This is a genomic window from Streptomyces sp. NPDC026672, from assembly GCF_040638185.1.
Lineage (GTDB): Bacteria > Actinomycetota > Actinomycetes > Streptomycetales > Streptomycetaceae > Streptomyces.
In genome coordinates this window covers 69,658-91,210 of record NZ_JBEZXS010000005.1, presented here as the reverse complement: position 1 = coordinate 91,210, position 21,553 = coordinate 69,658, and the positions used below count along the sequence as shown (strand labels likewise).

Here is a 21,553-nt window from a genome sequence, read left to right as displayed (position 1 = left end):
TTTTCCCATCCGGAGCACCTTTTTCGTGAGCGAGCAGTCCCGGCGGCCCCGTAAGCCCGCCAAGCCCTACCGCCGTCCCCAGAAGGACCCCGTCCGCATCCTCGCCTTCGACGCGCTGCGCGCCGTGGACGAGCGGGACGCGTACGCCAACCTCGTGCTGCCGCCGCTGCTGCGCAAGGCCCGGGAGAAGGAGGGGCCCGAGAAGTTCGACGGCCGGGACGCCGCCCTCGCCACCGAGCTGGTCTACGGGACGCTGCGCCGGCAGGGGACGTACGACGCGATCCTCTCCGAGTGCGTCGACCGGCCGCTGCGCGAGGTCGACCCGCCCGTCCTGGACGTGCTCAGCCTCGGCGCCCACCAACTGCTCGGCACCCGCATCCCCTCGCACGCGGCCGTCTCCGCCTCCGTCGAACTGGCCCGGGTCGTCCTCGGCGACGGGCGGGCCAAGTTCGTCAACGCCGTGCTGCGCAAGGTCGCCCGGGACGACCTCGACGGCTGGCTGGCCAAGGTCGCGCCGCCCTACGACGAGGACCCCGAGGACCACCTCGCCGTCGTGCACTCCCACCCGCGCTGGGTGGTCTCCGCGTTGTGGGACTCGCTCGGCGGCGGTCGCGCCGGCATCGAGGACCTGCTGGCCGCCGACAACGAGCGGCCCGAGGTCACCCTGGTCGCCCGCCCCGGCCGGTCCACGATCGGGGAACTGCTCACCGAGGACTCCGCCGTGGCCGGCCGCTGGTCGCCGTACGCGGTGCGGCTCACCGAGGGCGGCGAGCCGGGTGCCGTCGACGCCGTCCGCGAGGGCCGCGCCGGTGTGCAGGACGAGGGCAGCCAGCTCGTCGCCCTCGCGCTCGCGGGCGCCCCGCTGGACGGCCCCGACGCGAAGTGGCTCGACGGATGCGCAGGCCCCGGCGGCAAGGCCGCGCTGCTCGCCGCGCTCGCCGCCGAACGCGGCGCCACGCTGCTGGCCTCCGAGAAGCAGCCGCACCGCGCCGGTCTCGTCGCCAGGGCGCTGGACGGCAACCCGGGGCCGTACCAGGTCATCGCCGCCGACGGGACCCGGCCGCCGTGGCGGCCCGGCAGCTTCGACCGGGTGCTGATGGACGTTCCCTGCACCGGGCTCGGCGCGCTGCGGCGCCGGCCCGAGGCCCGCTGGCGGCGCCGCCCGGAGGACCTGGAGAACTTCGCGCCGCTCCAGCGCGCCCTGCTGCGCACCGCCCTCGACTCGGTCCGCGTCGGCGGGATCGTCGGCTACGCCACCTGCTCGCCGCACCTCGCCGAGACCCGGGCGGTCGTGCGGGACGTCCTCAAGCAGCACCCGGACGCCGAACTGATCGACGCCCGGCCGCTGCTGCCCGGTGTCCCCGCGCTCGGCGAGGGCCCCGACATCCAGCTGTGGCCGCATCTGCACGGCACCGACGCGATGTACCTGGCGTTGATCCGGCGCACCGGCTGATCCGGCGCCCTGCCGACCGGCTGCGGAGACGGGGCGTACGGGTCACCCGGTGGCGCACGCGGCGTCGTAGAACGCGACCTTCGCGCGCATCCGGATCACCTCGCCGTTCCAGTCGCCGTCCAGGGTCTCGATGTTCACCTCGCCCTTGGCCTTCGGGAGGTAGGGGTCGAGCGTGAGGCGGTTGCCGCGCCAGTCGTGCACGTCGCCCGCCAGGCCGCCGCCGGTGTTGTCGCCCGCTCCGCACACCTTGACGCGGCCGGTCACGTCGCAGGCCATGGAGCAGTTCTCGTCGTGGCGGATGTCGAGCAGCACCTGTCTGCGGTTGTTGTCCGCATAAGTGACGGTCCCCTGCCAGTAGCCGGTGAGCCGGGGCGGTCATGATGTGTCCCCCGTGTGCGGTGAAGTGCGCGTCGAGTGGTACGACACCGGATCCCGCCCCGTGGATGCGGTCACGGTGAAGCGCGCGATGCCGCCGCCGAGGAAACGGATGCCGTCGGGGCGGCCGAACCGTACGATGAACGGCAATGGTCCGGACCGGGGCGAACGGGAGGGCCCCGGCATGGCAGGCTTGGGGCATGGCCGTGCAGATCAACCCCAGCATCCTGTCCGCCGACTTCGCCCGTCTCGCGGACGAGGCGAAGGCGGTCGAGGGCGCCGACTGGCTCCACGTCGACGTCATGGACAACCACTTCGTCCCGAACCTCACGCTCGGCGTGCCGGTCGTGGAGTCCCTGGCCCGCGCCACGGACACCCCGCTCGACTGCCATCTGATGATCGAGGACGCCGACCGCTGGGCACCCCACTACGTCGAGGCAGGTGCCTCGTCGGTCACCTTCCACGTCGAGGCCGCCGCCGCGCCGGTGCGGCTCGCGCGGGAGATCCGGGCCAAGGGGGCCCGCGCCTCCATGGCGCTGAGGCCCGCGACGCCCATCGAGCCGTACGAGGACCTGCTCCCCGAACTCGACATGCTGCTGATCATGACGGTCGAGCCGGGCTTCGGCGGGCAGGCGTTCCTCGACATCATGCTGCCGAAGATCCGTCGCACCCGTGAACTGATCGCCAAGCACGGTCTCCAGCTGTGGCTGCAGGTGGACGGGGGTGTCTCCGCGTCGACGATCGAGCGCTGCGCGGAGGCCGGGGCGGACGTCTTCGTCGCCGGATCGGCCGTCTACGGCGCGGACGACCCGGCCGCGGCGGTACGTGCACTGCGCACCCAGGCGGAGACGGCCACCGCCGGGGCGTCCTGGGCATGCGACCACTGAGCCACAGCTACGTGAACGGCGCCCATCAGGGCCGATCAAGCGCGCCGCATCTGCAAGGATGAACGGCGAATCCAGAGTGTGAACAGCAGTGAGGAGAACGCCGTGTCGGGTATGTCGGCGGGCCGGTCAGCCATGCGGATGGGACCCGCTGAGCTGGTGCAGGCGGCGGCCATGGCCCGCCGCTTCTACCTCGAGGGCAAGTCCAAGATCCAGATCGCCGAGGAGTTCGGCGTCAGCCGCTTCAAGGTGGCCCGGGTCCTGGAGACCGCCCTCGAACGGGATCTCGTGCGCATCGAGATCCGTGTCCCGGCCGAACTGGACGCCGAGCGCTCCGACGCGCTGCGCGCCCGGTACGGCCTCAGGCACGCCGTCGTGGTCGAGTCCCCGGCCGAGGCGGAGGAGACGCCCGACCCCGAGAACCTCGGTGAGGTCGCCGCCGACCTGCTCGGGGAGCTGGTGAACGAGGGCGACGTCCTCGGCCTGGCGTGGGGACGGTCCACCATCCACATGGCGGCCGCCCTCGACCGGCTGCCGCCGTGCACGGTGGTGCAGCTGACGGGCGTGTACGACGCCGGGACCTCCGAGCGCGGCTCGGTCGAGGCCGTCCGCCGCGCCGCCCAGGTCTCGGGCGGCGACGCCCACCCCATCTACGCGCCGATGCTGCTGCCCGACGCGGCCACCGCGGCGGCGCTGCGCAACCAGACGGGCATCGCGCGGGCCTTCGAGTACTTCGACAAGGTCACGGTCGCCTGTGTCTCCATCGGCTCCTGGGAGCCCGGCATCTCGACGGTGTACGACATGCTCAGCGACGAGGAGCGCGGCCAGTACGCCTCGTTCGGCGTCGCCGCCGAGATGGCCGCGCACCTCTTCGACGGCGAGGGCCGCCGGGTCGGCCGGGACCTGGGGGAGCGGTGCATCACCGTCAAGGCGGACCAACTGCGCCGGGTCCCCGAGGTCGTCGCGATCGCGGGCGGGCAGCGCAAGGCCGCCGCGATCGACGCGGTCCTGCGCTCGGGTCTCGTCACCAGCCTGGTGACGGACACCTCGGCCGCGGACTACCTGATGGCCGCGGGGCAGACGCCCAGGCCCGCCCTGCACCGCGCCGACCCGGATGGACCCTGACAGACCCTGACAGGAGGTTGCGAGGGGACGGCCGTGACAGCATCGGAACATGCTGCTGCGGTTCGTCCCCCGTGTGCTTCCGGGGCTGCTGATCTGTCTCGCCCTGCTGCTCACGGGCTGCTCCACGACCCGTATCACCGAGGCCGTGCCCACCGCCGTCCCGGCCGCGACCACCCCCGCGTGGGCCGATCACATGGCCACCGTGGGGGAGGCCCGGCTGCCCGCCGAGGCCCGTAGGACGCTCGGACTCATCGACCGGGGCGGGCCGTTCCCGTACGCCAAGGACGGCTCCGCCTTCCGGAACTTCGAGCGCCGGCTGCCCAGGCACCCGCGGGGCTACTACCACGAGTACACGGTGGAGACCCCGGGCTCGCCCGGCCGCGGGGCCCGGCGGATCGTCACCGGGCAGGGCGGGGAGTTCTACTACACCGACGACCACTACGAGACGTTCCTGGCGGTACTGAGATGAGCGACGACCTCGCGGGCCTGCACACGGTCGCGCTGGACCTGCACGGCGTCACCGACAAGGCCGGCCTCATGGACCGGTGCGCCGGCGCCCTCGGCCTGCCCGACTGGTTCGGCCGCAACTGGGACGCCCTCGCGGACAGCCTCTCCGACCCCACGGTGTGGCCGGCCGGGGCCGCCGTCGAGGGGCTGCTGCTCGTCGTCACGGGGTGGCGGGACTTCGCGCGGGAACGGCCCGAGGAGTGGGCCGTGGCCGAGGAGGTCCTCACCGGGGCACAGGGCGGCGAGCCCCGGCTGGTCGTGGCCCTCGCGCTGGAGTGACCCGGCCGGACGGGCCGCCCGCCCGGCGGATCCTCCGAAGCCCGGGCCGGCGCCCTGGACGATGCGCCCAGGCGTGGCACAAGGGGCGACATGGGAGAATGAAGTACGTGCTTCTCCCCCGGGCACACCTGTCCGGGGGTCACCTCTGATCGACTGGGATGTGCGGCACGTGCGTTTCCTCAATGACCTCCAGCCCGCGTACGACCTGACGTACGACGACGTCTTCATGGTGCCGAGCCGCTCCGCGGTCGGCTCCCGCCAGGGCGTGGACCTCAGCTCCCCGGACGGCACGGGCACCACGATCCCGCTGGTCGTCGCCAACATGACCGCCATCGCCGGCCGGCGCATGGCCGAGACGGTGGCCCGGCGCGGCGGGCTCGTCGTGCTCCCGCAGGACATCCCGATCGACGTCGTCACCGAAGTCATCACCTGGGTCAAGAGCCGCCATCTGGTGCTGGACACGCCGATCGTGCTCGCCCCGCACCAGACCGTCGCCGACGCCCTGGCCCTGCTGCCCAAGCGCGCCCACAACGCGGGTGTCGTCGTCGACGAGGACGGCCGGCCGATCGGTGTCGTCACCGACCGGGACCTGAGCGGCGTCGACCGCTTCACCCAGCTCACCGAGGTCATGTCCCGCGATCTGCTGCTGCTCGACGCGGACATCGACCCGCGCGAGGCGTTCAACACGCTGGACGGCGCCAACCGCCGCTACGCCCCCGCCGTCGACCGGGACGGCAGGCTCGCGGGCATCCTCACCCGCAAGGGCGCCCTGCGCGCCACGCTGTACACCCCGGCGACCGACGCGGGCGGGCGGCTGCGCGTCGCCGCCGCCGTCGGCATCAACGGCGACTTCGCGGGCAAGGCGAAGCAGCTGCTCGACGCGGGTGTGGACACGCTGGTCATCGACACGGCGCACGGCCACCAGGAGTCGATGATCACCGCGATCCGGCAGGTGCGCGACCTCGATCCGCAGGTGCCGATCGTGGCCGGCAACATCGTGTCCGCCGAGGGCGTCAAGGACCTGGTCGACGCGGGCGCGGACATCATCAAGGTCGGGGTCGGACCCGGCGCGATGTGCACCACGCGCATGATGACCGGCGTGGGCCGGCCGCAGTTCTCGGCCGTCCTGGAGTGTGCGGCGGAGGCGCGGAAGTACGGCAAGCACGTGTGGGCCGACGGCGGAGTCCGCCACCCGCGCGACGTCGCGATGGCGCTCGCAGCGGGCGCGTCCAACGTGATGATCGGCTCCTGGTTCGCTGGCACCTACGAGTCCCCGGGCGACCTCCAGCAGGACGCGAACGGCCGCCTCTACAAGGAGTCGTTCGGCATGGCCTCGGCCCGCGCGGTGCGCAACCGCACCTCCGACGAGTCGGCCTACGACCGTGCCCGCAAGGCGCTGTTCGAGGAGGGCATCTCCACCTCCCGCATGTTCCTGGACCCGGGCCGGCCCGGTGTCGAGGACCTGATCGACTCGATCATCGCGGGCGTGCGCTCCTCCTGCACCTACGCCGGTGCGGGCTCCCTGGAGGAGTTCGCGGAGCGGGCCGTCGTCGGCATCCAGAGCGCCGCCGGCTACGCGGAGGGCAAGCCGCTGCACGCCAGCTGGAGCTGACCGTGTGCCGTGGGCCGGCCCGTGTTCTACTTCGGGTACGGCCACGGCCGTTCCCGTCCAGTGACACCTGAGAGCTGAACCACCCCCGTGCTGAACGATCTCGACGAACGCATCGTGCACGCCCTCGCCGAGGACGCCCGCCGCTCCTACGCCGACATCGGGCAGCTGGTCGGCCTGTCCGCGCCCGCGGTGAAGCGGCGCGTGGACCGGCTGCGGGCCACCGGGGCCATCACCGGGTTCACCGTACGGGTGGACCCGGCCGCGCTCGGCTGGGAGACCGAGGGGTTCATCGAGCTGCACTGCCGGCGCAACACCTCGCCGGAGACCATCCAGCGGGGCCTGGAGCGCTACCAGGAGGTCGTGTCGGCGTCCACCGTCACCGGTGACGCGGACGCGATCGTCCAGGTCTTCGCCTCCGACATGCGCCACTTCGAACGCGTCCTGGAACGCATCGCGGGCGAGCCCTTCGTGGAACGCACCAAGTCGGTCCTGGTCCTCTCCCCGTTGCTGCGCCGCTTCACCTCGGGCTCCCCCGCCTGACCGTCACTCGGCCGTCTTGCGGGCCAGGGCGTTGTTGCTCATCGAGTTGCGGACGCTGAAGGAGACCGCGTCCGAGCGGTAGCGGTCGTCCGACCACTCCACCGGGCGGCCCTCGCGGGTCGTGGTGACCCGGCGGACCCGCAGGAGGGGGCTCGTACGGCGGACCCCGAGGAGGTCGGCGTCCTGGGCGCCCGCCGCCACCGCGTCGATGACGTGCTCGCCGTAGGCGAAGACCAACCCCGTGTCGTCGTACAGGCGTTGGGTCACGGACGGGCAGTCGGGCTCGATGGCCTCGACGGCGGGGGAGATCCAGTCGGCGTACACGGTCCGCTCCAGCAGAACCGGTTCTCCGTCCAGGCCGCGCACCCGCACGACATGCAGCACCGGTGTGCCGGGGCGCAGTTGGAGGCGGACCGCGTCCTCCTTGGTGGCGGGGCGGTACTCCTGGAGCACCACGAGTCCCGTGGCCGCGCGGCCCATCGCACGCGCCCACTGGGCGAAGCTGCGCAGCTCCTCGAAGCTCTGGCTGCGCCGGCTGGCCAGCACCACCCGGCGGGCGCCCTGCCGCGAGCCGATGAGCCCCTCGGCGGTCAGCGCCGCGACGGCCTGGCGGACGGTGCCGCGCGAGACGCCGTAGTGGGCGGCCAGGTCGGTCTCCGCGGGCAGTCGGCTGCCGACTGTGTACTCCTCGCGGTCGATCGCCCGCCGCAGTTCGTCGGCGATCTCCTCGTGTCGGGCCGTCATGCTTCCCCTCTGAGTAGGCGGCTGTGCACAGCGTGATCAGCGTAATCCACGTTCCCGGGTGATTCGTGTCAGCCGAGATTGTGCAGGGAATCAGGGGCCGTGGTTTCAGCGGTGTTCATGAACAGGACATCCGTGCCGGGCGTACTGGGGCCAACTTGTTCAGACAAGTTTTCTGCGTCACCAACCCTCGTGCGTACTCCCTGGAGAGACCGTGACCGTGTCCCTGCCGAGAACCGCCGTCCTGGGCGGCTCCCTCGCCGTCGTAGCCGCGCTCGCCCTGAGCGCCTGCGGCGCCGCCCCCGACAACGCCGCGACCACCACCACCGACGGCAAGAACGCCGCCACCGCCACCTCCGCCGCCGACCTCGGCGGCATGGACGCCCTGGTGAAGGCCGCCAAGAAGGAGGGCGCGCTGCACATCATCGCGGTGCCCCGCGACTGGGCCAACTACGGTGCCATCATCGACGGCTTCCAGAAGAAGTACGGCATCAAGATCGAGGACGAGAGCCCCGACGGCTCCAGCCAGGACGAGATCAACGCCGTCACCTCCCGCAAGGGCCAGGACCGGCTGCCCGACGTCCTCGACCTCGGCAGCTCCTTCGCGCTGAGCGCCGCCCAGCAGGGCCTGCTCGCCCCGTACAAGGTGGCCGGCTTCGGCGACATCCCCGAGGGCCAGAAGGACCCGCAGGCCCGCTGGTTCAACGACTACGGCGGCTACATCTCCATCGGCTGCGACGCCAAGCGCGTCAAGGAGTGCCCCACCACCTTCAAGGACCTCCTCAAGCCGCAGTACAAGGGCCAGGTCGCCCTCAACGGCAACCCCACCAAGTCCGGCTCGGCCTTCGGCGGCGTCTACGCGGCGGCCCTCGCGAACGGCGGCTCCTTCGACGACATCCAGCCCGGCCTCGACTTCTTCGGCAAGCTGAAGAAGAACGGCAACTACACGCCCGTCGAGTCCACCCCGGCCACCGTCGAGAAGGGCGAGACGCCCATCAGCATCGACTGGGACTACCTGAACGCCGGTTACGCCGACGAGTTCAAGTCCAAGGGCGTCGACTGGAAGGTCGCCGTCCCCACCGACGGCGAGTACGCCCAGTACTACTCCCAGGCCATCGTCAAGGGCGCCCCGCACCCCGCGGCCGCCCGCCTGTGGCAGGAGTACCTCTACAGCGCCGAGGGCCAGAACGCGTGGCTCAAGGGCTACGCCCGCCCGGTCCTGATGCCCGCCATGGAGAAGGCCGGCACCCTCGACAAGGAGGCCGCCGCCAAGCTGCCCCAGGTCTCCGGCACGCCCACCTTCCCGAGCGAGGACCAGCAGGCCAAGGCCAAGACCGTCCTCTCCCAGGGCTGGGCGAAGGCCGTCTCCGGATGACCGCCACCCTCACGCGCGCGGACGTGGCGCCGACCGCTTCGGTGAAGCGGCGGCGCCCCGCCCCCGGCTGGCTCGCGGTCGTCCCGCTGCTGGTCTTCACCGCCATCGCCTTCGGCATCCCCGCCGTGGCGATGCTGAACGGCGCCTTCACGGTCAAGGACCAGACGACCGGCGCCGGTTCCTACACCGCGCAGAACCTGAGCACCTCGCTCCAGGGGCCGTACCTCACCGCCCTCGTGGGCAGCGTGAAGCTCTCCGCGGTCTCCGCCGCCCTCGCGGCGGTGCTCGGGCTGCCGCTCGCCCAGGCCGTCGTCACCTCCCGCTCCCGGGCGCTGCGCGAGGCGGTCCTCACCGCGTCCGGCGTGCTCGCCAACTTCGGCGGCGTCCCGCTGGCCTTCGCGTTCGTCGCCACCCTCGGCAACGCCGGTGTGCTGACCGTCCACCTCGGCCTCGCGGACAAGGGCTGGAACCTCTACAGCTTCTGGGGCCTGGTGATCGTCTACCTGTACTTCCTGATCCCGCTGATGGTCCTCACCATCACCCCGGCCCTGGACGGACTGCGCGCCCAGTGGCGCGAGGCGGCCCGCAACAACGGCGCCACCTCCGTGCAGTACTGGCGGCACGTCGCCCTGCCCGTCCTCGCGCCCTCGCTCATGGGCGGCTTCGTGCTGCTGTTCGGCAGCGCCTTCGCGGCGTACGCCACCGCCGCCGCGATGGTGGGCAGCGCCGTGCCCCTCGTGACCCTCCAGATCGCCGACGCCATCTCCGGCAACGTGCTGGTCGGCCAGGAGAACGTGGCCCTCGCCCTCAGCCTGGACATGGTCCTCGTCGCGGGCCTGGTCATGGCCGTCTACCTGCCCCTGCAACGACGGAGCGCCCGATGGCTCGACGCCTGACCCCGTGGCGGTGGGCCGTGCTCGGCCTCGCCGCGCTGTACTTCCTGGTGCCCCTCGCCGCCTCCGTGGTCTTCACCGTCGACGTACCGGGGCACGGCCTCACCTTCGACGCCTACACGCAGATCGTCTCCACCGAGGGCTTCGTCACCAGCCTGGTGCTCTCCCTGGAGCTGGCCGCGGCCACCATCGCCGTCGTGCTGCTGCTGATGGTGCCCGCCGTGGTCGCCCTGCGGCTCGGCGCGCCGCGCCTGCGGCCGGTCGTGGAGGTGATCTGCTCGCTGCCGCTGGTGGTGCCGCCCATCGCCTTCGTCGCGGGCATCTCGACCGTCCTGAAGTGGGGCCCGGAGCACCTGTCCCGGACACCGCTGTTCCAGACGTTCGTGGCGATCCAGAACCCGAGCTTCCCGTTCGTGCTCGTCCTCGCCTACGTCGTGATGGCGCTGCCCTTCGTCTACCGGGCGCTCGACTCCGGGCTGCGCGCCATGGACGTGCGCACCCTCGTCGAGGCCGCCCGCAGCTGCGGCGCGTCCTGGCCGCAGGCCCTCGTGCAGGCCGTCCTGCCCAATCTGCGCGGGGCGCTGCTCAACGCGTCCTTCCTCACGCTGGCCCTGGTGCTCGGCGAGTTCACCGTCGCCGCGCTGCTCGGCTTCCGGCCCTTCGCCGTGTGGATCTACAACGTCGGCGGCTCCCAGGCCCAGATGTCCGTCGCCGTGTCCGTGCTCAGCCTGCTCGTCACATGGGCCCTGCTCCTCGCGCTCGCCGGTGCCGGCGGGCGTGGCCGAACCGCTTCGTCCCGGGGATGAACCAATGACCGCCACCACACTCGAGAAGGCCGCCACGGAGCAGGCCGCCACCGTCGAATTCCGCGGCCTGCGCCGCGAGTTCGGGTCCACCGTCGCCCTCGACGGCCTCGACCTGGCCGTGCACCCCGGGGAGTTCCTGGCGCTGCTCGGCCCGTCCGGCTGCGGCAAGACCACCGCACTGCGCATGCTCGCCGGCTTCGAACACCCCGACTCCGGTGCCGTGCTGGTGGACGGCGAGGACGTCACCCACGTCCCGGCCCACCGCCGCGACGCCGGCATGGTCTTCCAGTCGTACAGCCTCTTCCCGCATCTGAACGCCGTCGACAACGTCGCCTTCGGACTGCGGATGCGCAAGGTCCGTACGGCCGAACGCCGGGCCCGCGCAGTGGAGTTGCTGGAACTCGTCGGACTCGCCGACAAGGGCGAGCGGTTCCCGCACCAGCTCTCCGGCGGCCAGCAGCAGCGCATCGCGCTCGCCCGCGCGCTCGCCCTGCGCCCGCGCGTGCTGCTCCTCGACGAGCCGCTGTCGGCGCTCGACGCCAAGGTGCGGCTGACCCTGCGCGAGGAGATCCGCCGGCTCCAGAAGGAGCTGGGCATCACCACCCTGTTCGTCACCCACGACCAGGAGGAGGCCCTGTCCGTGGCCGACCGGGTCGCCGTCATGCGCGCCGGACGGCTCGAACAGTGCGCGGAACCCGCCGAGTTGTACGGCCGGCCGGCCACGCCGTTCGTCGCCGAGTTCGTCGGCACGATGAGCCGGGTACCCGGCACGGTGACGGGCGACCACGTCGAGGTGCTCGGCCGACGGCTGCCCGTCGACGGCGAGACGCCCGGCACCACCGCCGTCGACGTGCTCGTGCGGCCGGAGGCGGTCCGGGTGCACGCGGACGGCACCGGCGGCGCCCGTGTCGTCGGCACGGCCTTCCTGGGCGCGGTCGTCCGGGTCACCGTCCAGCTCGCCGACGGCACCGAGGTCAAGGCCGACCTGCCCGTGCACGAGGCCGCCGGACTCGGCGCCGGAGCCGCCGTGCGTGTGTCGCTCCCCGAGCGGCCGGTGCTGGTGGCGGAACGTACCCAGAAGTGAGGAGAAGCAGAGACGTGACCCCCCACCCCCGACTCCCGCTCCAGGCCGTCCTGTTCGACATGGACGGCACGCTCGTCGACACCGAGCGCCTGTGGTGGGAGGCGGTGGAACAGGTCGCCGGGCGCCCGCTGACCGAGGCCGACCAGCGGGAGGTGCTGGGCCGCCCGGTCGAGTACACCGCCGACTGGCTCGCCCCGGTCACGGGCCGCCCCGGCGCGGACCTCGCCGCCGAACTGCACCGGGAGTTCGCCGACCGCGTCCGCACCGGCATCGTGCCCCGGCCCGGCGCCGTCGGCCTGCTGACCGCGCTGGCCGCGGCCGGCGTTCCCACCGCCCTGGTCACGGCGTCCCCACGCGCCGTCGCCGACATCGTGCTCGACGCCCTCGGCGCCGGCCGGTTCGCCGTCTCCGTCACCGCGGACGACACCGAGCGCACCAAGCCGGCCCCCGACCCCTACCTCGCCGCCTGCCGCGCCCTCGGCGTGGACCCGGCGCGGTGCGTGGCCGTCGAGGACACCGAGACCGGCGTGGCCTCCGCCGAGGCGGCCGGCTGCGCCGTGCTCGCGGTGCCCTCGCTCGCGCCGATCGACGCCGGGCCCGCCCGTACCGTGCGCGACAGCCTCGTCGGGGTGACCCCCCAGGAGCTGTCCGCGCTGGTCGCGACCGAGCTGCGGGTCATGTCCTGGAACCTGTGGCTCGGCGGCAGCGAGGTCGAGGACCACCGCGCCAAGCAGCTCAAGGCGATCCTGGAGAGCGGCGCGGACGTCGTCGGCCTCCAGGAGACCGGCGGGAGCGCGGCGCGGGAGCTCGCCGACGCCCTCGGCTGGTACCACCACACGGCGGGCGAGAACCTCGGTGTGATCAGCCGCCATCCGCTGACCGCCCGCTTCGGCGACCCCGACGTGGGCTTCTACGGCGCCGCCGGGGTGCGGGTCGAGATCGGGCCCGGTCGCGCGGTCGACGTCTGGACGGCCCACCTCGTCCACACGCCGTACGGGCCCTACGAGTTCCACTTCGACGGGCTCGGCGCGCGGGAGCTGATCGACCACGAGCGGGTGCGGCTCGCCCAGATGCGGGACGCGCTGCGGCGGATCGCCGAGGTGTCCGAGGAGACCGTGCCGGTCGTCCTCGTCGGGGACTTCAACTGCCCCTCGCACCTGGACTGGCCGGACGTCGAGTGGCCGGTGACGAAGGCCGCCGAGGAGGCCGGGCTGCGCGACTCCTTCCGTGAGGCGCACCCGGACCCGGTCGCCGAGCCCGGGCACACCTGGTCGCCGATCCACCGGCTGCACGAGGACGGCGGCGGGCGGGTGGAGCCGCAGGACCGCATCGACTTCGTGCTGCACCGGGGGCTGACCGTGCTCGGGTCCCGGACGGTGGTCGTGGGCACGCCGCAGCCCTGGCCGGACGTCGCGGACAACGACTGGCCCTCGGACCACGCGGCCGTGCTGACCGAGTTCGGGGTGTGGTCGCGCCGTTGACCGGGGAGGGTCCAGGGTGGGCGTTGCGGTCGGGGTGGTCATCCCGTAAGTTGTGCCGGACTTTCTACCGGCTGGTAACTCCGGTGGGAGGACGGGCGGAACGGCGAAGGCAGAGGGAAGCGACCGACACCGACGGCAACGACCGACACGACCGACCCCGATGAAGGGAAGCGCCCCGACGATGCGCCGTGACGACCCGGACCACGAGCCCCTCGACCTCGCCGAAGGCGCCCCCGGCACGGATCTCGGCTGGCTGCTCGACGACTTCGTGGCGCGGGTCGTGCACGTCCGCCAGGCCGTCCTGCTCACCGCGGACGGCCTGCCGCTCAGCTGTTCCGCCGGGATGCGCCGCCGGGACATCGAACACCTCGCGGCCGTCTGCGCCGGGTTCCACAGCCTCGCGCGGTCGGCGGGGGACCGGTTCGGGGCGGGCGACGTGCGGCAGACGTCGGTGCTGCTGGACGACGCCTTCCTCTTCGTCACCCCGGCCGGCCACGGCAGCCGTCTGGCGGTCCTCAGCGACATACGCACCGACGTCGGCGTCCTGGCCCACGAGATGGAGCTCCTGGTCCGCCGCCTCGGCCGCCATCTGGACGCCTCGCTGAGATCGGCTCCCTGACCCCGCGCCGGGCGCCGGCACCGTTCCCCCTGTGACCTGCGCCTCAGCGGAGGCCCGGGGTTTCGCGGGACGCAACGAATCGCCGTCCGGGGCCCGGTGCGCGCAACGAATGCGACGGCGGTGCGCAATGGGTGCCGCTTGTCCGGGTGGGGTGGTGACCGTAGCTTCTATCTGGCCCCCAGACCCCCTTCCGTCCCGGTGAGGATCACGTATGCGTACCGCCCTGTTGCAGAGCTCCGGCCGCGGTGGCGTCGTCGAGAACCTCGCGGTGCTCGACGAGGCCGCCGGCCGGGCCGCCGCCGCGGGCGCCGCGCTGCTGGCCGCGCCGGAGATGTACCTCACCGGGTACGCGATCGGCGACGGCGTCGCGCGGCTCGCCGAACCCGCCGACGGAGCCTCCGCCGACGCGGTCGCGGAACTGGCCCGCCGGCACGGACTGGCGATCGCCTACGGCTACCCGGAGCGCGACGGCGATACGGTCTTCAACTCCGCCCAGCTGATCTCCGCCGACGGCACCCGCCTCGCCAACCACCGCAAGACCCACCTCTTCGGCGACTACGAGCGCGACCGCTTCACCCCCGGCGACGGACCCGTCGTCCAGGCCGAGGTGGACGGCCTCACCGTCGGCCTACTGATCTGCTACGACGTCGAGTTCCCGGAGAACGTCCGCGCCCACGCCCTGGCCGGTACCGACCTCCTCGTCGTGCCGACCGCGCAGATGCACCCCTTCCAGTTCGTCGCCGAGTCGATGATCCCGGTGCGCGCCTTCGAGAACCAGATGTACGTCGCGTACGTCAACCGGGTCGGCCGGGAGGGCGAGTTCGAGTTCGTCGGCCTCTCCACCCTCGCCGGACCCGACGGTGTCGCCCGCACCCGCGCCGGCCGCACCGAGCAACTGGTGTGCGCCGACGCCGACCCCGCCTTCCTGGCCGCCTCCCGCGAGGCGAACCCGTATCTGAAGGACCGCCGTCCCGGCCTCTACGGGTCCCTCGTCTGAACCCCCGGCAGCCACCCCCGAGTTCCACCGCTCAAGGAGTCCCCACCCCATGACGTCCACGGTGCCCGACGCCGTCCAGCACACCGACGAGCGGCAGCGGCCGATCACCATGTTCGGCCCGGACTTCCCCTACGCGTACGACGACTTCCTCGCCCATCCGGCGGGCCTCGGCCAGATCCCCGCGACCGAGCACGGCACCGAGGTCGCCGTCATCGGCGGCGGGCTCTCCGGGGTGGTGGCCGCCTACGAGCTGATGAAGATGGGCCTCAAGCCCGTCGTGTACGAGGCCGACAGGATCGGCGGCCGGCTGCGGACCGTGGGCTTCGACGGCTGCGACCCCTCGCTGACCGCCGAGATGGGCGCGATGCGCTTCCCGCCGTCCTCCACCGCGCTCCAGCACTACATCGACCTGGTCGGACTGGAGACCCGCCCCTTCCCCAACCCCCTGTCCGAGGCGACGCCTTCGACGGTCGTCGACCTCAAGGGCGAGTCGCACTACGCCGAGACCATCGACGACCTGCCGCAGGTCTACCGCGACGTCGCCGACGCCTGGGCGAGGTGCCTGGAGGAGGGCGCCGACTTCTCCGACATGAACCGGGCCATGCGCGAGCGCGACGTGCCGCGCATCCGCGAGATCTGGGCGAGGCTCGTCGAGAAGCTCGACGACCAGACCTTCTACGGCTTCCTGTGCGACTCGGAGGCGTTCGCGTCCTTCCGGCACCGGGAGATCTTCGGCCAGGTCGGCTTCGGCACCGGCGGCTGGGACACCGACTTCCCCAACTCCATCCTGGAGATCCTGCGCGTCGTCTACACCGAGGCGGACGACCACCACCGCGGCATCGTCGGCGGCAGCCAGCAGCTTCCGCTGCGCCTGTGGGAGCGCGAGCCGCAGAAGATCGTGCACTGGGCGTACGGCACCTCGCTCAAGTCCCTGCACACCGGCGGCGAGCCCCGCCCGGCCGTGACCCGGCTGCACCGCACCGCGGGCGACCGGATCACCGTGACCGACACGAACGGCGACATCCGCACGTACCGGGCGGCCGTCTTCACCGCCCAGTCCTGGATGCTGCTCTCCAAGATCGACTGCGACGACTCGCTCTTCCCGATCGACCACTGGACGGCCATCGAGCGCACCCACTACATGGAGTCCAGCAAGCTGTTCGTGCCGGTGGACCGGCCGTTCTGGCGGGACGAGGCCGTCGACGACCGGGGGAACCCCACCGGGCGGGACGTCATGTCGATGACGCTCACCGACCGCATGACCCGCGGCACCTACCTCCTGGACGACGGCCCGGACCGGCCCGCCGTCATCTGCCTCTCGTACACCTGGTGCGACGACAGCCTGAAGTGGCTGCCGCTGTCCGCGCACGAGCGGATGGAGGTCATGCTGAAGTCGCTCGGCGAGATCTATCCCGGTGTCGACATCAGGAAGCACGTCATCGGCAACCCCGTCACCGTCTCCTGGGAGAACGAGCCCTACTTCATGGGCGCGTTCAAGGCCAATCTGCCCGGCCACTACCGCTACCAGCGGCGCCTGTTCACCCACTTCATGCAGGACCGGCTGCCCGCCGACAAGAGGGGCGTCTTCCTGGCGGGCGACGACATCTCCTGGACGGCCGGCTGGGCCGAGGGCGCCGTCCAGACCGCCCTCAACGCGGTCTGGGGCGTGATGCGTCACTTCGGCGGCGCGACCGACCCGACCAACCCCGGCCCCGGCGACGTCTACGACGACATCGCCCCCGTCGAACTCCCGGAGGACTGAGCCGGCGCGGATCGGTCATCCAACGAGGATCAGTCACCCAGCGGTGTCAGCAGCATCCGGCCGGCGAAGCCGACCGCCGCGTCCAGGCGCTCGGTGAACTCCTCGGCCACGTCCTCGCATCCGCGCAGCGCCCACAGCGCCCGCGCCGCGGCCCAGGTCGCCTCCCGTGCCCGCTCCAGGCTCCAGGAGCCGAGCAGATGGGTGAGCGGATCGGCGATCTGGAGCAGGTCGGGGCCCGGCATCAGATCCTCGCGGACGCGCTCCTCCAGCGACCCGAGGAGTTCTCCGACCCGGTCGAACTCGCCCTCCAGGTCGCCGGGTTCGCAGCCCAGCGTGCGGCAGGCGTCCACCACGGCGAGCGCCAGGTCGTGCCCGACGTGGGCGTTGATGCCGGCGAGCGCGAACTGGAGCGGCCGTACGCCGGGGTGGCGGCGGAACTGGAACAGGGGCCGCCAGCAGGCGGGCGGTCGCAGGCCGTCGGCGACCGCGTCCACGGCGGCGAGGTAGCGCTCCGCGAACCGCACGTCCAGCGCGGCCGCCGCCCTCGGGTTCCTGAACCACCCGCCGTCCAGGCCCCGTTCGACCTCCTCGGTGACGGTCAGGTAGACGCGGTTGAACACCGCGACGCCGTCCCGCTCGGGCAGGCCCGCGGCGAGCGCGCGCATCCGGGAGACGACGGCGGCGACGGAGGGGCTGAGGTGTTCCGACTGCGCCATGGGGGCAGGGTCCCAGCCCGGGGCGGCCCGCGCGCCGACGGCTCCACCGCTTCCCCGGAACGGGCGAACGGCCCGGACCCGCCGGGAATCACCGGACCGGCCCCAGGACGCCGGACCAGACCCAGGACGGCGGGCCGGCCCTAGGACTCGGTGGTCCGTTCCGTGTCGTAGGTGGACGTGCCCTCGTCCAGCAGGGGTGGCTTGGTCCGGACCATTGTCACGGGTACCGGTCCGTCCCACCGGCGGGCTGACCAGGGGCTTCCCGCCCGGTGGGGCTGAGCGATCGCTTAGAATGGGCGCGTTCCGTGTGCCCCGCACTCCGCAGGCGACGTCCAGGAGTTCCTCCGTGACCGCTGAAGCCCCCTCCGCCCCTGCCCTCCCGTACGGCAGGCTGATTCCCGTCACGGTCCACTTCGACGACCTCGACGCGCTCGGTCTGCTGCACAACGCCCGGTATCCGCTGATGGTCGAGCGCGCCTGGGCCGCGCTGTGGCAGGGGCACGGCTTCCGGTTCGAGGGGGACTGGGCGGCGGCCGGCGACGCCTGCACCGCCGTCAAGGAACTCCGCATCACCTACGAGGCGCCGGTGACCAGGCCGGGAGGCCACGCCGTCCACCTCTGGCTGGAACGGCTCGGCACCACCGGCCTGACCTACGGCTTCCGCTTCTGCTCGGCCGACGGCGCGCTGACCCACGCGCACGGCAGCCGCGTCCTGGTCAGGCTGGACCCGGCCACCCTGCGCCCCGCCCCGTGGAGCGAGGAGTTCAGGGCCGCGGGCCGGGAACTGCTGCGGCCTGCCGGCTGACCCCGTCCCGGTCGCCCCGGCCGCGCCGCTCACCCGGCCGCAGCACGCCCGCGAACACCACGATCCCGCCGGCCAACACGCTCACCAGGCAGAACGACACCATCAGACTGGTCGCTTGGGCCACCCCGCCGATCAGGCTCGGAGCGACCAGACCCGAGGTGTACGTGATCGTCGCCACGCCCGCGATCGCCTGGCTCGGATTGGGGCCGCTGTGCCCGGCCGCAGCGAAGCAGAGCGGGACGACCACCGCGATGCCGAGGCCCATCAGCGCGAATCCGGCCATCGCCACCGCGGGGTGCCCCGCGACCACGATCAGCAGTCCGCCGCACACGGCCAGGACACCGCCCGCGCGCACCGTGCGCACCGCGCCGAACCGGTCGACCACCGCGTCCCCGGCGATCCGCGCCACCGCCATCGTCAGCATGAAGCCCGTCGTCGACGCGGCGGCGAGCCCCGCCGAGCTCTCCAGCCGGTCCCGCAGGAACACCGCCGACCAGTCCAGGCTGGCGCCCTCGGCGAACACCGCGCAGAAGCCGACCGCGCCGATCAGCAGCGCCGACCTCGGCGGCAGCGCGAACCGCGGCGGCGGCTCCTCGTCCTTTGCGGGCTGCACGTCCAGCACCTGGCCCGCCGTCAGCACACCCAGCACGGTCAGTACGGCCGCCGCGAGCGCGAAGTGCAGCCGCGCGTCCGAGCCCAGGTGCGCGGCGAGCGTTCCGGCCGCCGAGCCGATCAGCGCGCCCCCGCTCCACATGCCGTGAAGGCCCGACATGATCGACTTGCCGAGCCGCCGCTCGACCTCGACGCCCAGCGCGTTCATCACGACGTCGGCCGTGCCCGAGCTCGCGCCGTAGACGAACATCGCCAGGCACAGCGTGTAGAGGTTCGGCGCGAGCCCCGGCAGCACCAGGGACAGCGTCCACATGGCCATCAGCCAGCGCAGCGCCGTGCGGCTGCCGAAGCGGTGGCTGATCCGGCCGGCGAGCGGCATCGCGCACGAGGCGCCGAGCGCCGTGAACGCCAGCGCGAAGCCCAACTGCCCGGCGCTCAGCGACGCGTGGTCCTGGACCCACGGGACCCGGGTCGCGAACGAGCCCGTGACGGCGCCGTGCACGGCGAACACCGCCGCCACGGCGTACCGCGCACGTCTCACGGCGTGCTCCTCGTAACCCACGTCACTCATGGTCCAGCCCCTCCCCGGGTGTCGTCACCCGATGCGTGCCCCGCCGACCGCCGTAAACTATCAGGGACCCTGCCTGATAGATAGATGGTTTTACGGCCGCTCCAGGCGGCCGGGGGCTGCGCCGATCTGGGAGGATTCCCGTCATGCCCGCATCACCGAGCACCGCCCGGGCCATCAACGACCGGCTCGCCCTCCGGTTGCTGCAAGAGGAAGGCCCGCTCACGGCAGGGCAGTTGAAGCAGCTCACGGGGTTGTCCCGGCCCACGGTCGCCGACCTCGTCGAACGGCTCGCCGCCGCCGGGTTCATCACCGTGGTCGGCGAGTCGGGCGAGCAGCGCCGGGGGCCCAACGCGCGGCTCTACGGCATCGTCGCCGACCGCGCGCATCTCGCCGCGCTCGACGTCCGCACCGAGAGCGTCTCCGTACTCGTCTCCGATCTGCTGGGGCGGGTGCTCGCCGAGGCGTCCGTGCCGATCGGCGGGGACACCGGGACCGGGCCCGCGGTCGAGCAGGCGGTGACGCTCGTCGAGCGCGTCGCGAAGGAGGCCGGGGCCGACCGGCTGCACACCGTCGGCATCGGCGCGCCGGGGCTCATCGACCCGGCGACGGGGGAGCTGCGCGACTCCGGCGGGCTGCCCGCCTGGCACCGGCGGCTGGTCGCCGCGCTCCAGGAACGGTTCCCCGAGTCGCGGGTCACGGTCGAGAACGAGACCAACCTCGCCGCGCTGGCCGAGCAGCGGGAGGGCGCCGCCCGGGACCGCGACACGTTCGTCCTGCTGTGGCTGGGGCACGGCACGGGCGCCGCGGTCGTCCTGGACGGCCATCTGCGCCGCGGTGCCTCCGGCGGCACGGGCGAGATCGGCTTCCTGCCGGTCCCGGCGACGAGCGGCCTGCCGGCGGCCACGGACTGCGAGGGCGGCTTCCACTCCCTGGCGGGCGCGGCGGCGATCGCCGCCCTGGCCACCGCCCACGGCCTTCCCACCGACCCGAACGGCGACGGCCCGGCAGCGGCGGCGGTGCTCCGCGCGGCGCTGACGACCATGCCCACGGCACCGCCGGCACCGTCCCCGACGGCGCCGGAAGGCCCGTCCGGCGCCGTGGGGTCCCGGCCCGGGGGCGCCGGCCACTCGGCCGCCGGGCCGGTGGGTTCGGCCGCCCGGCCGGCAGTCTCGCCCGCCGGACCGGAGGTTCCGGGCGGTGGCGAGGTTCGGTCCGGTGGGTCGACGGGGCTGCCCGATGGTGTGGCGGAGTCTTCGGAGGGGCCCGTTCGTGCCGCCGGTGGTGCGGCGGACCCAGCCGGACCGGCCGGGGGCTCCGGTGGGGACGGTGTGTTCTTCGGGGTGTCAGGCGAACCCCCGGAGCGCGGGAGCGGTCTGCGTGAGTCATCGGAGGTCTTGGCGGGCGGCGTCGAGGGCGGGGCGGTGCCGTCGGGCGGGGCGGAGAGGGGCTTCGGCGGGATCGGGGCCGGTGTTGATGCCGTTCGGGCTCGGGCCTTTCTCGATGAGTTCGCCGAGCGGGTCGCCATCGGGGTCGCCTCCGTCGTGGCCGTGCTCGACCCCGGGTGCGTGGTGCTCGGGGGCGAGGTCGGAGAGGCCGGGGGAGAGGCACTCGCCGCGCTGGTCGGGGCGCGGGTCCGCCGTATGTCGCCGCTGCGCACGGAGGTCCGCGCGGGCGGTCTCGGCGGTGCGGCGGTGCTGCGCGGAGCGCTGCTGACGGCGCGGGAACGCGCCCAGGAGGAGTTGTTCGCCCCGCCGGAGAGATGACGTGGGAGGTGTGCCGAGCCCTGCCAGAACCTCCGTGGAGGTTCTGGAGGCCCGACGGCGGGCAAGGGCCGTCGTCACCGCCGCCGGGCCCGCTCGAACAGTAAAAGGACTAGACCACTCCGGTCAATAGATCGGACGCCAGTCAAGATCCCCTTCTGTCACGGGAGTTGAGCATCCGACGCCCCGTCTGGGAACCCCGGCGGCAACGGCTGTGAGCCACCCCACACGGCTCGTCTGTCGGGATCGGGGACCGGCGTGGCACACTGGCCGTACCAGAAGCAGCGCACTCCGGGGTCGGTGAAACTCCGAACCGGCGGTTACAGTCCGCGACCCGATCGCTTCCAGCGACCGGTTGACCAGGTGAAATTCCTGGACCGACGGTTAAAGTCCGGATGGGAGGCAGTGCGCGGCGGGCGGGCACGTGTGCGCGCCGCCGTCTCTGGGGCTCGTCCGTCCGGACGGGTCCCGTCCGGCGTTGTCGTCCCCGGTGTCCTCGCCCGTTTCACTCTGTCGTCATCGACAGGCCCCGGAGTCCGTGCCCGAATGAGGCAGG

General features: G+C 72.8%; 21 protein-coding genes and 1 riboswitch. Of the genes, 17 read left to right on the top strand and 4 right to left on the bottom strand.

Features of this window, described 5'->3' with window-relative positions; genetic code table 11:
* Positions 1-25: 25 nt before the first annotated feature.
* Positions 26-1,453: a transcription antitermination factor NusB gene (locus tag AB0F77_RS07115; protein ID WP_361942794.1), complete on the top strand. Its 1,428-nt coding sequence runs from the start codon at positions 26-28 to the stop codon at positions 1,451-1,453.
* Between the two features lie 42 nt (positions 1,454-1,495).
* Here AB0F77_RS07115 and AB0F77_RS07110 read toward each other — a convergent pair whose 3' ends face one another.
* Complete coding sequence (locus AB0F77_RS07110; protein ID WP_361942791.1) at positions 1,496-1,765, bottom strand: hypothetical protein; 270 nt, start codon at positions 1,763-1,765, stop codon at positions 1,496-1,498.
* A 263-nt stretch (positions 1,766-2,028) separates the two neighbouring features.
* Between AB0F77_RS07110 and rpe the strand changes: the two genes are divergently transcribed.
* The 6 genes from rpe (at position 2,029) to AB0F77_RS07080 (ending at position 6,775) form a co-directional block, all read left to right on the top strand.
* The gene (gene rpe, locus AB0F77_RS07105) at positions 2,029-2,715 is read left to right on the top strand and encodes a ribulose-phosphate 3-epimerase (protein ID WP_361942788.1); all 687 of its coding nucleotides are present in this window, start codon (positions 2,029-2,031) and stop codon (positions 2,713-2,715) included.
* A gap of 78 nt (positions 2,716-2,793) precedes the next feature.
* Positions 2,794-3,837, top strand: coding sequence for a sugar-binding domain-containing protein (locus AB0F77_RS07100; protein WP_361942785.1), 1,044 nt, complete (start codon positions 2,794-2,796; stop codon positions 3,835-3,837).
* A 49-nt stretch (positions 3,838-3,886) separates the two neighbouring features.
* A complete protein-coding gene (locus tag AB0F77_RS07095) occupies positions 3,887-4,306 on the top strand; it encodes a ribonuclease domain-containing protein (RefSeq protein ID WP_361942782.1) in 420 nt (139 codons plus the stop codon).
* Entirely contained in the window at positions 4,303-4,623 is a 321-nt protein-coding gene (locus AB0F77_RS07090; protein ID WP_361942779.1) for a barstar family protein, read from the top strand. Before AB0F77_RS07095 ends, AB0F77_RS07090 begins: the two co-directional genes overlap by 4 nt.
* A 169-nt stretch (positions 4,624-4,792) precedes the next feature.
* The gene (locus AB0F77_RS07085; protein ID WP_361942776.1) at positions 4,793-6,235 is read left to right on the top strand and encodes a GuaB1 family IMP dehydrogenase-related protein; all 1,443 of its coding nucleotides are present in this window, start codon (positions 4,793-4,795) and stop codon (positions 6,233-6,235) included.
* Positions 6,236-6,322: 87 nt separating this feature from the next.
* Positions 6,323-6,775 (top strand): Lrp/AsnC family transcriptional regulator, encoded by a 453-nt coding sequence (locus AB0F77_RS07080; RefSeq protein ID WP_361942772.1) that lies wholly within the window; start codon positions 6,323-6,325, stop codon positions 6,773-6,775.
* A 3-nt stretch (positions 6,776-6,778) separates the two neighbouring features.
* On the opposite strand, the gene AB0F77_RS07075 is transcribed toward AB0F77_RS07080, so the two are convergent.
* Positions 6,779-7,519 (bottom strand): GntR family transcriptional regulator, encoded by a 741-nt coding sequence (locus tag AB0F77_RS07075; RefSeq protein ID WP_361942769.1) that lies wholly within the window; start codon positions 7,517-7,519, stop codon positions 6,779-6,781.
* Positions 7,520-7,730: 211 nt separating this feature from the next.
* Between AB0F77_RS07075 and AB0F77_RS07070 the strand changes: the two genes are divergently transcribed.
* From AB0F77_RS07070 to AB0F77_RS07035, 8 genes are all read left to right on the top strand, one after another.
* Positions 7,731-8,891 carry an extracellular solute-binding protein gene (locus tag AB0F77_RS07070; protein WP_361942766.1) on the top strand — a complete coding sequence of 387 codons (1,161 nt, stop codon included), beginning with the start codon at positions 7,731-7,733 and terminating at the stop codon, positions 8,889-8,891.
* A complete protein-coding gene (locus AB0F77_RS07065; protein WP_361942763.1) occupies positions 8,888-9,787 on the top strand; it encodes an ABC transporter permease subunit in 900 nt (299 codons plus the stop codon). The genes AB0F77_RS07070 and AB0F77_RS07065 overlap by 4 nt, the downstream gene beginning before the upstream one ends.
* A complete protein-coding gene (locus AB0F77_RS07060) occupies positions 9,772-10,590 on the top strand; it encodes an ABC transporter permease subunit (protein WP_361942760.1) in 819 nt (272 codons plus the stop codon). Before AB0F77_RS07065 ends, AB0F77_RS07060 begins: the two co-directional genes overlap by 16 nt.
* A 4-nt stretch (positions 10,591-10,594) precedes the next feature.
* On the top strand, positions 10,595-11,674 hold the full coding sequence (locus AB0F77_RS07055) for an ABC transporter ATP-binding protein (protein ID WP_361942757.1): 1,080 nt from the start codon (positions 10,595-10,597) through the stop codon (positions 11,672-11,674).
* 14 nt (positions 11,675-11,688) lie between these two features.
* Positions 11,689-13,155, top strand: coding sequence for an HAD-IA family hydrolase (locus AB0F77_RS07050; protein ID WP_361942753.1), 1,467 nt, complete (start codon positions 11,689-11,691; stop codon positions 13,153-13,155).
* A gap of 181 nt (positions 13,156-13,336) precedes the next feature.
* Positions 13,337-13,774, top strand: a complete 438-nt coding sequence (locus tag AB0F77_RS07045) for a roadblock/LC7 domain-containing protein (RefSeq protein ID WP_361942751.1) — start codon at positions 13,337-13,339, stop codon at positions 13,772-13,774.
* A 211-nt stretch (positions 13,775-13,985) separates the two neighbouring features.
* Positions 13,986-14,771, top strand: a complete 786-nt coding sequence (locus tag AB0F77_RS07040) for a carbon-nitrogen hydrolase family protein (protein ID WP_361942749.1) — start codon at positions 13,986-13,988, stop codon at positions 14,769-14,771.
* 49 nt (positions 14,772-14,820) lie between these two features.
* A complete protein-coding gene (locus tag AB0F77_RS07035) occupies positions 14,821-16,533 on the top strand; it encodes an NAD(P)/FAD-dependent oxidoreductase (protein WP_361942746.1) in 1,713 nt (570 codons plus the stop codon).
* A gap of 29 nt (positions 16,534-16,562) precedes the next feature.
* Here the strand turns inward: AB0F77_RS07035 and AB0F77_RS07030 are convergent, their stop codons facing one another.
* Positions 16,563-17,249 carry a DUF5995 family protein gene (locus AB0F77_RS07030; protein WP_361942743.1) on the bottom strand — a complete coding sequence of 229 codons (687 nt, stop codon included), beginning with the start codon at positions 17,247-17,249 and terminating at the stop codon, positions 16,563-16,565.
* A 346-nt stretch (positions 17,250-17,595) separates the two neighbouring features.
* On the opposite strand from AB0F77_RS07030, the gene AB0F77_RS07025 reads away from it, so the two are divergent.
* On the top strand, positions 17,596-18,054 hold the full coding sequence (locus AB0F77_RS07025; protein WP_361942739.1) for a thioesterase family protein: 459 nt from the start codon (positions 17,596-17,598) through the stop codon (positions 18,052-18,054).
* Here AB0F77_RS07025 and AB0F77_RS07020 read toward each other — a convergent pair.
* On the bottom strand, positions 18,014-19,237 hold the full coding sequence (locus AB0F77_RS07020; RefSeq protein WP_361942736.1) for an MFS transporter: 1,224 nt from the start codon (positions 19,235-19,237) through the stop codon (positions 18,014-18,016). The two genes, AB0F77_RS07025 and AB0F77_RS07020, sit on opposite strands and share 41 nt — an antisense overlap.
* A gap of 143 nt (positions 19,238-19,380) precedes the next feature.
* On the opposite strand from AB0F77_RS07020, the gene AB0F77_RS07015 reads away from it, so the two are divergent.
* Complete coding sequence (locus tag AB0F77_RS07015; protein WP_361942733.1) at positions 19,381-21,000, top strand: ROK family transcriptional regulator; 1,620 nt, start codon at positions 19,381-19,383, stop codon at positions 20,998-21,000.
* A gap of 279 nt (positions 21,001-21,279) precedes the next feature.
* A riboswitch (FMN riboswitch) is annotated at positions 21,280-21,410 on the top strand.
* Positions 21,411-21,553 lie beyond the last annotated feature (143 nt).

Excerpts from the sequence above, each read along its gene's own strand:
- AB0F77_RS07065 (WP_361942763.1), top strand. The coding sequence starts at position 8,888 with ATGACCGCCACCCTCACGCGCGCGGACGTGGCGCCGACCGCTTCGGTG.
- AB0F77_RS07030 (WP_361942743.1), bottom strand. The coding sequence starts at position 17,249 with ATGGCGCAGTCGGAACACCTCAGCCCCTCCGTCGCCGCCGTCGTCTCC.
- AB0F77_RS07055 (WP_361942757.1), top strand. The coding sequence starts at position 10,595 with ATGACCGCCACCACACTCGAGAAGGCCGCCACGGAGCAGGCCGCCACC.
- AB0F77_RS07090 (WP_361942779.1), top strand. The coding sequence starts at position 4,303 with ATGAGCGACGACCTCGCGGGCCTGCACACGGTCGCGCTGGACCTGCAC.
- AB0F77_RS07040 (WP_361942749.1), top strand. The coding sequence starts at position 13,986 with ATGCGTACCGCCCTGTTGCAGAGCTCCGGCCGCGGTGGCGTCGTCGAG.
- AB0F77_RS07075 (WP_361942769.1), bottom strand. The coding sequence starts at position 7,519 with ATGACGGCCCGACACGAGGAGATCGCCGACGAACTGCGGCGGGCGATC.
- rpe (WP_361942788.1), top strand. The coding sequence starts at position 2,029 with ATGGCCGTGCAGATCAACCCCAGCATCCTGTCCGCCGACTTCGCCCGT.
- AB0F77_RS07060 (WP_361942760.1), top strand. The coding sequence starts at position 9,772 with ATGGCTCGACGCCTGACCCCGTGGCGGTGGGCCGTGCTCGGCCTCGCC.
- AB0F77_RS07035 (WP_361942746.1), top strand. The coding sequence starts at position 14,821 with ATGACGTCCACGGTGCCCGACGCCGTCCAGCACACCGACGAGCGGCAG.
- AB0F77_RS07015 (WP_361942733.1), top strand. The coding sequence starts at position 19,381 with ATGCCCGCATCACCGAGCACCGCCCGGGCCATCAACGACCGGCTCGCC.
- AB0F77_RS07045 (WP_361942751.1), top strand. The coding sequence starts at position 13,337 with ATGCGCCGTGACGACCCGGACCACGAGCCCCTCGACCTCGCCGAAGGC.
- AB0F77_RS07095 (WP_361942782.1), top strand. The coding sequence starts at position 3,887 with ATGCTGCTGCGGTTCGTCCCCCGTGTGCTTCCGGGGCTGCTGATCTGT.
- AB0F77_RS07020 (WP_361942736.1), bottom strand. The coding sequence starts at position 19,237 with ATGAGTGACGTGGGTTACGAGGAGCACGCCGTGAGACGTGCGCGGTAC.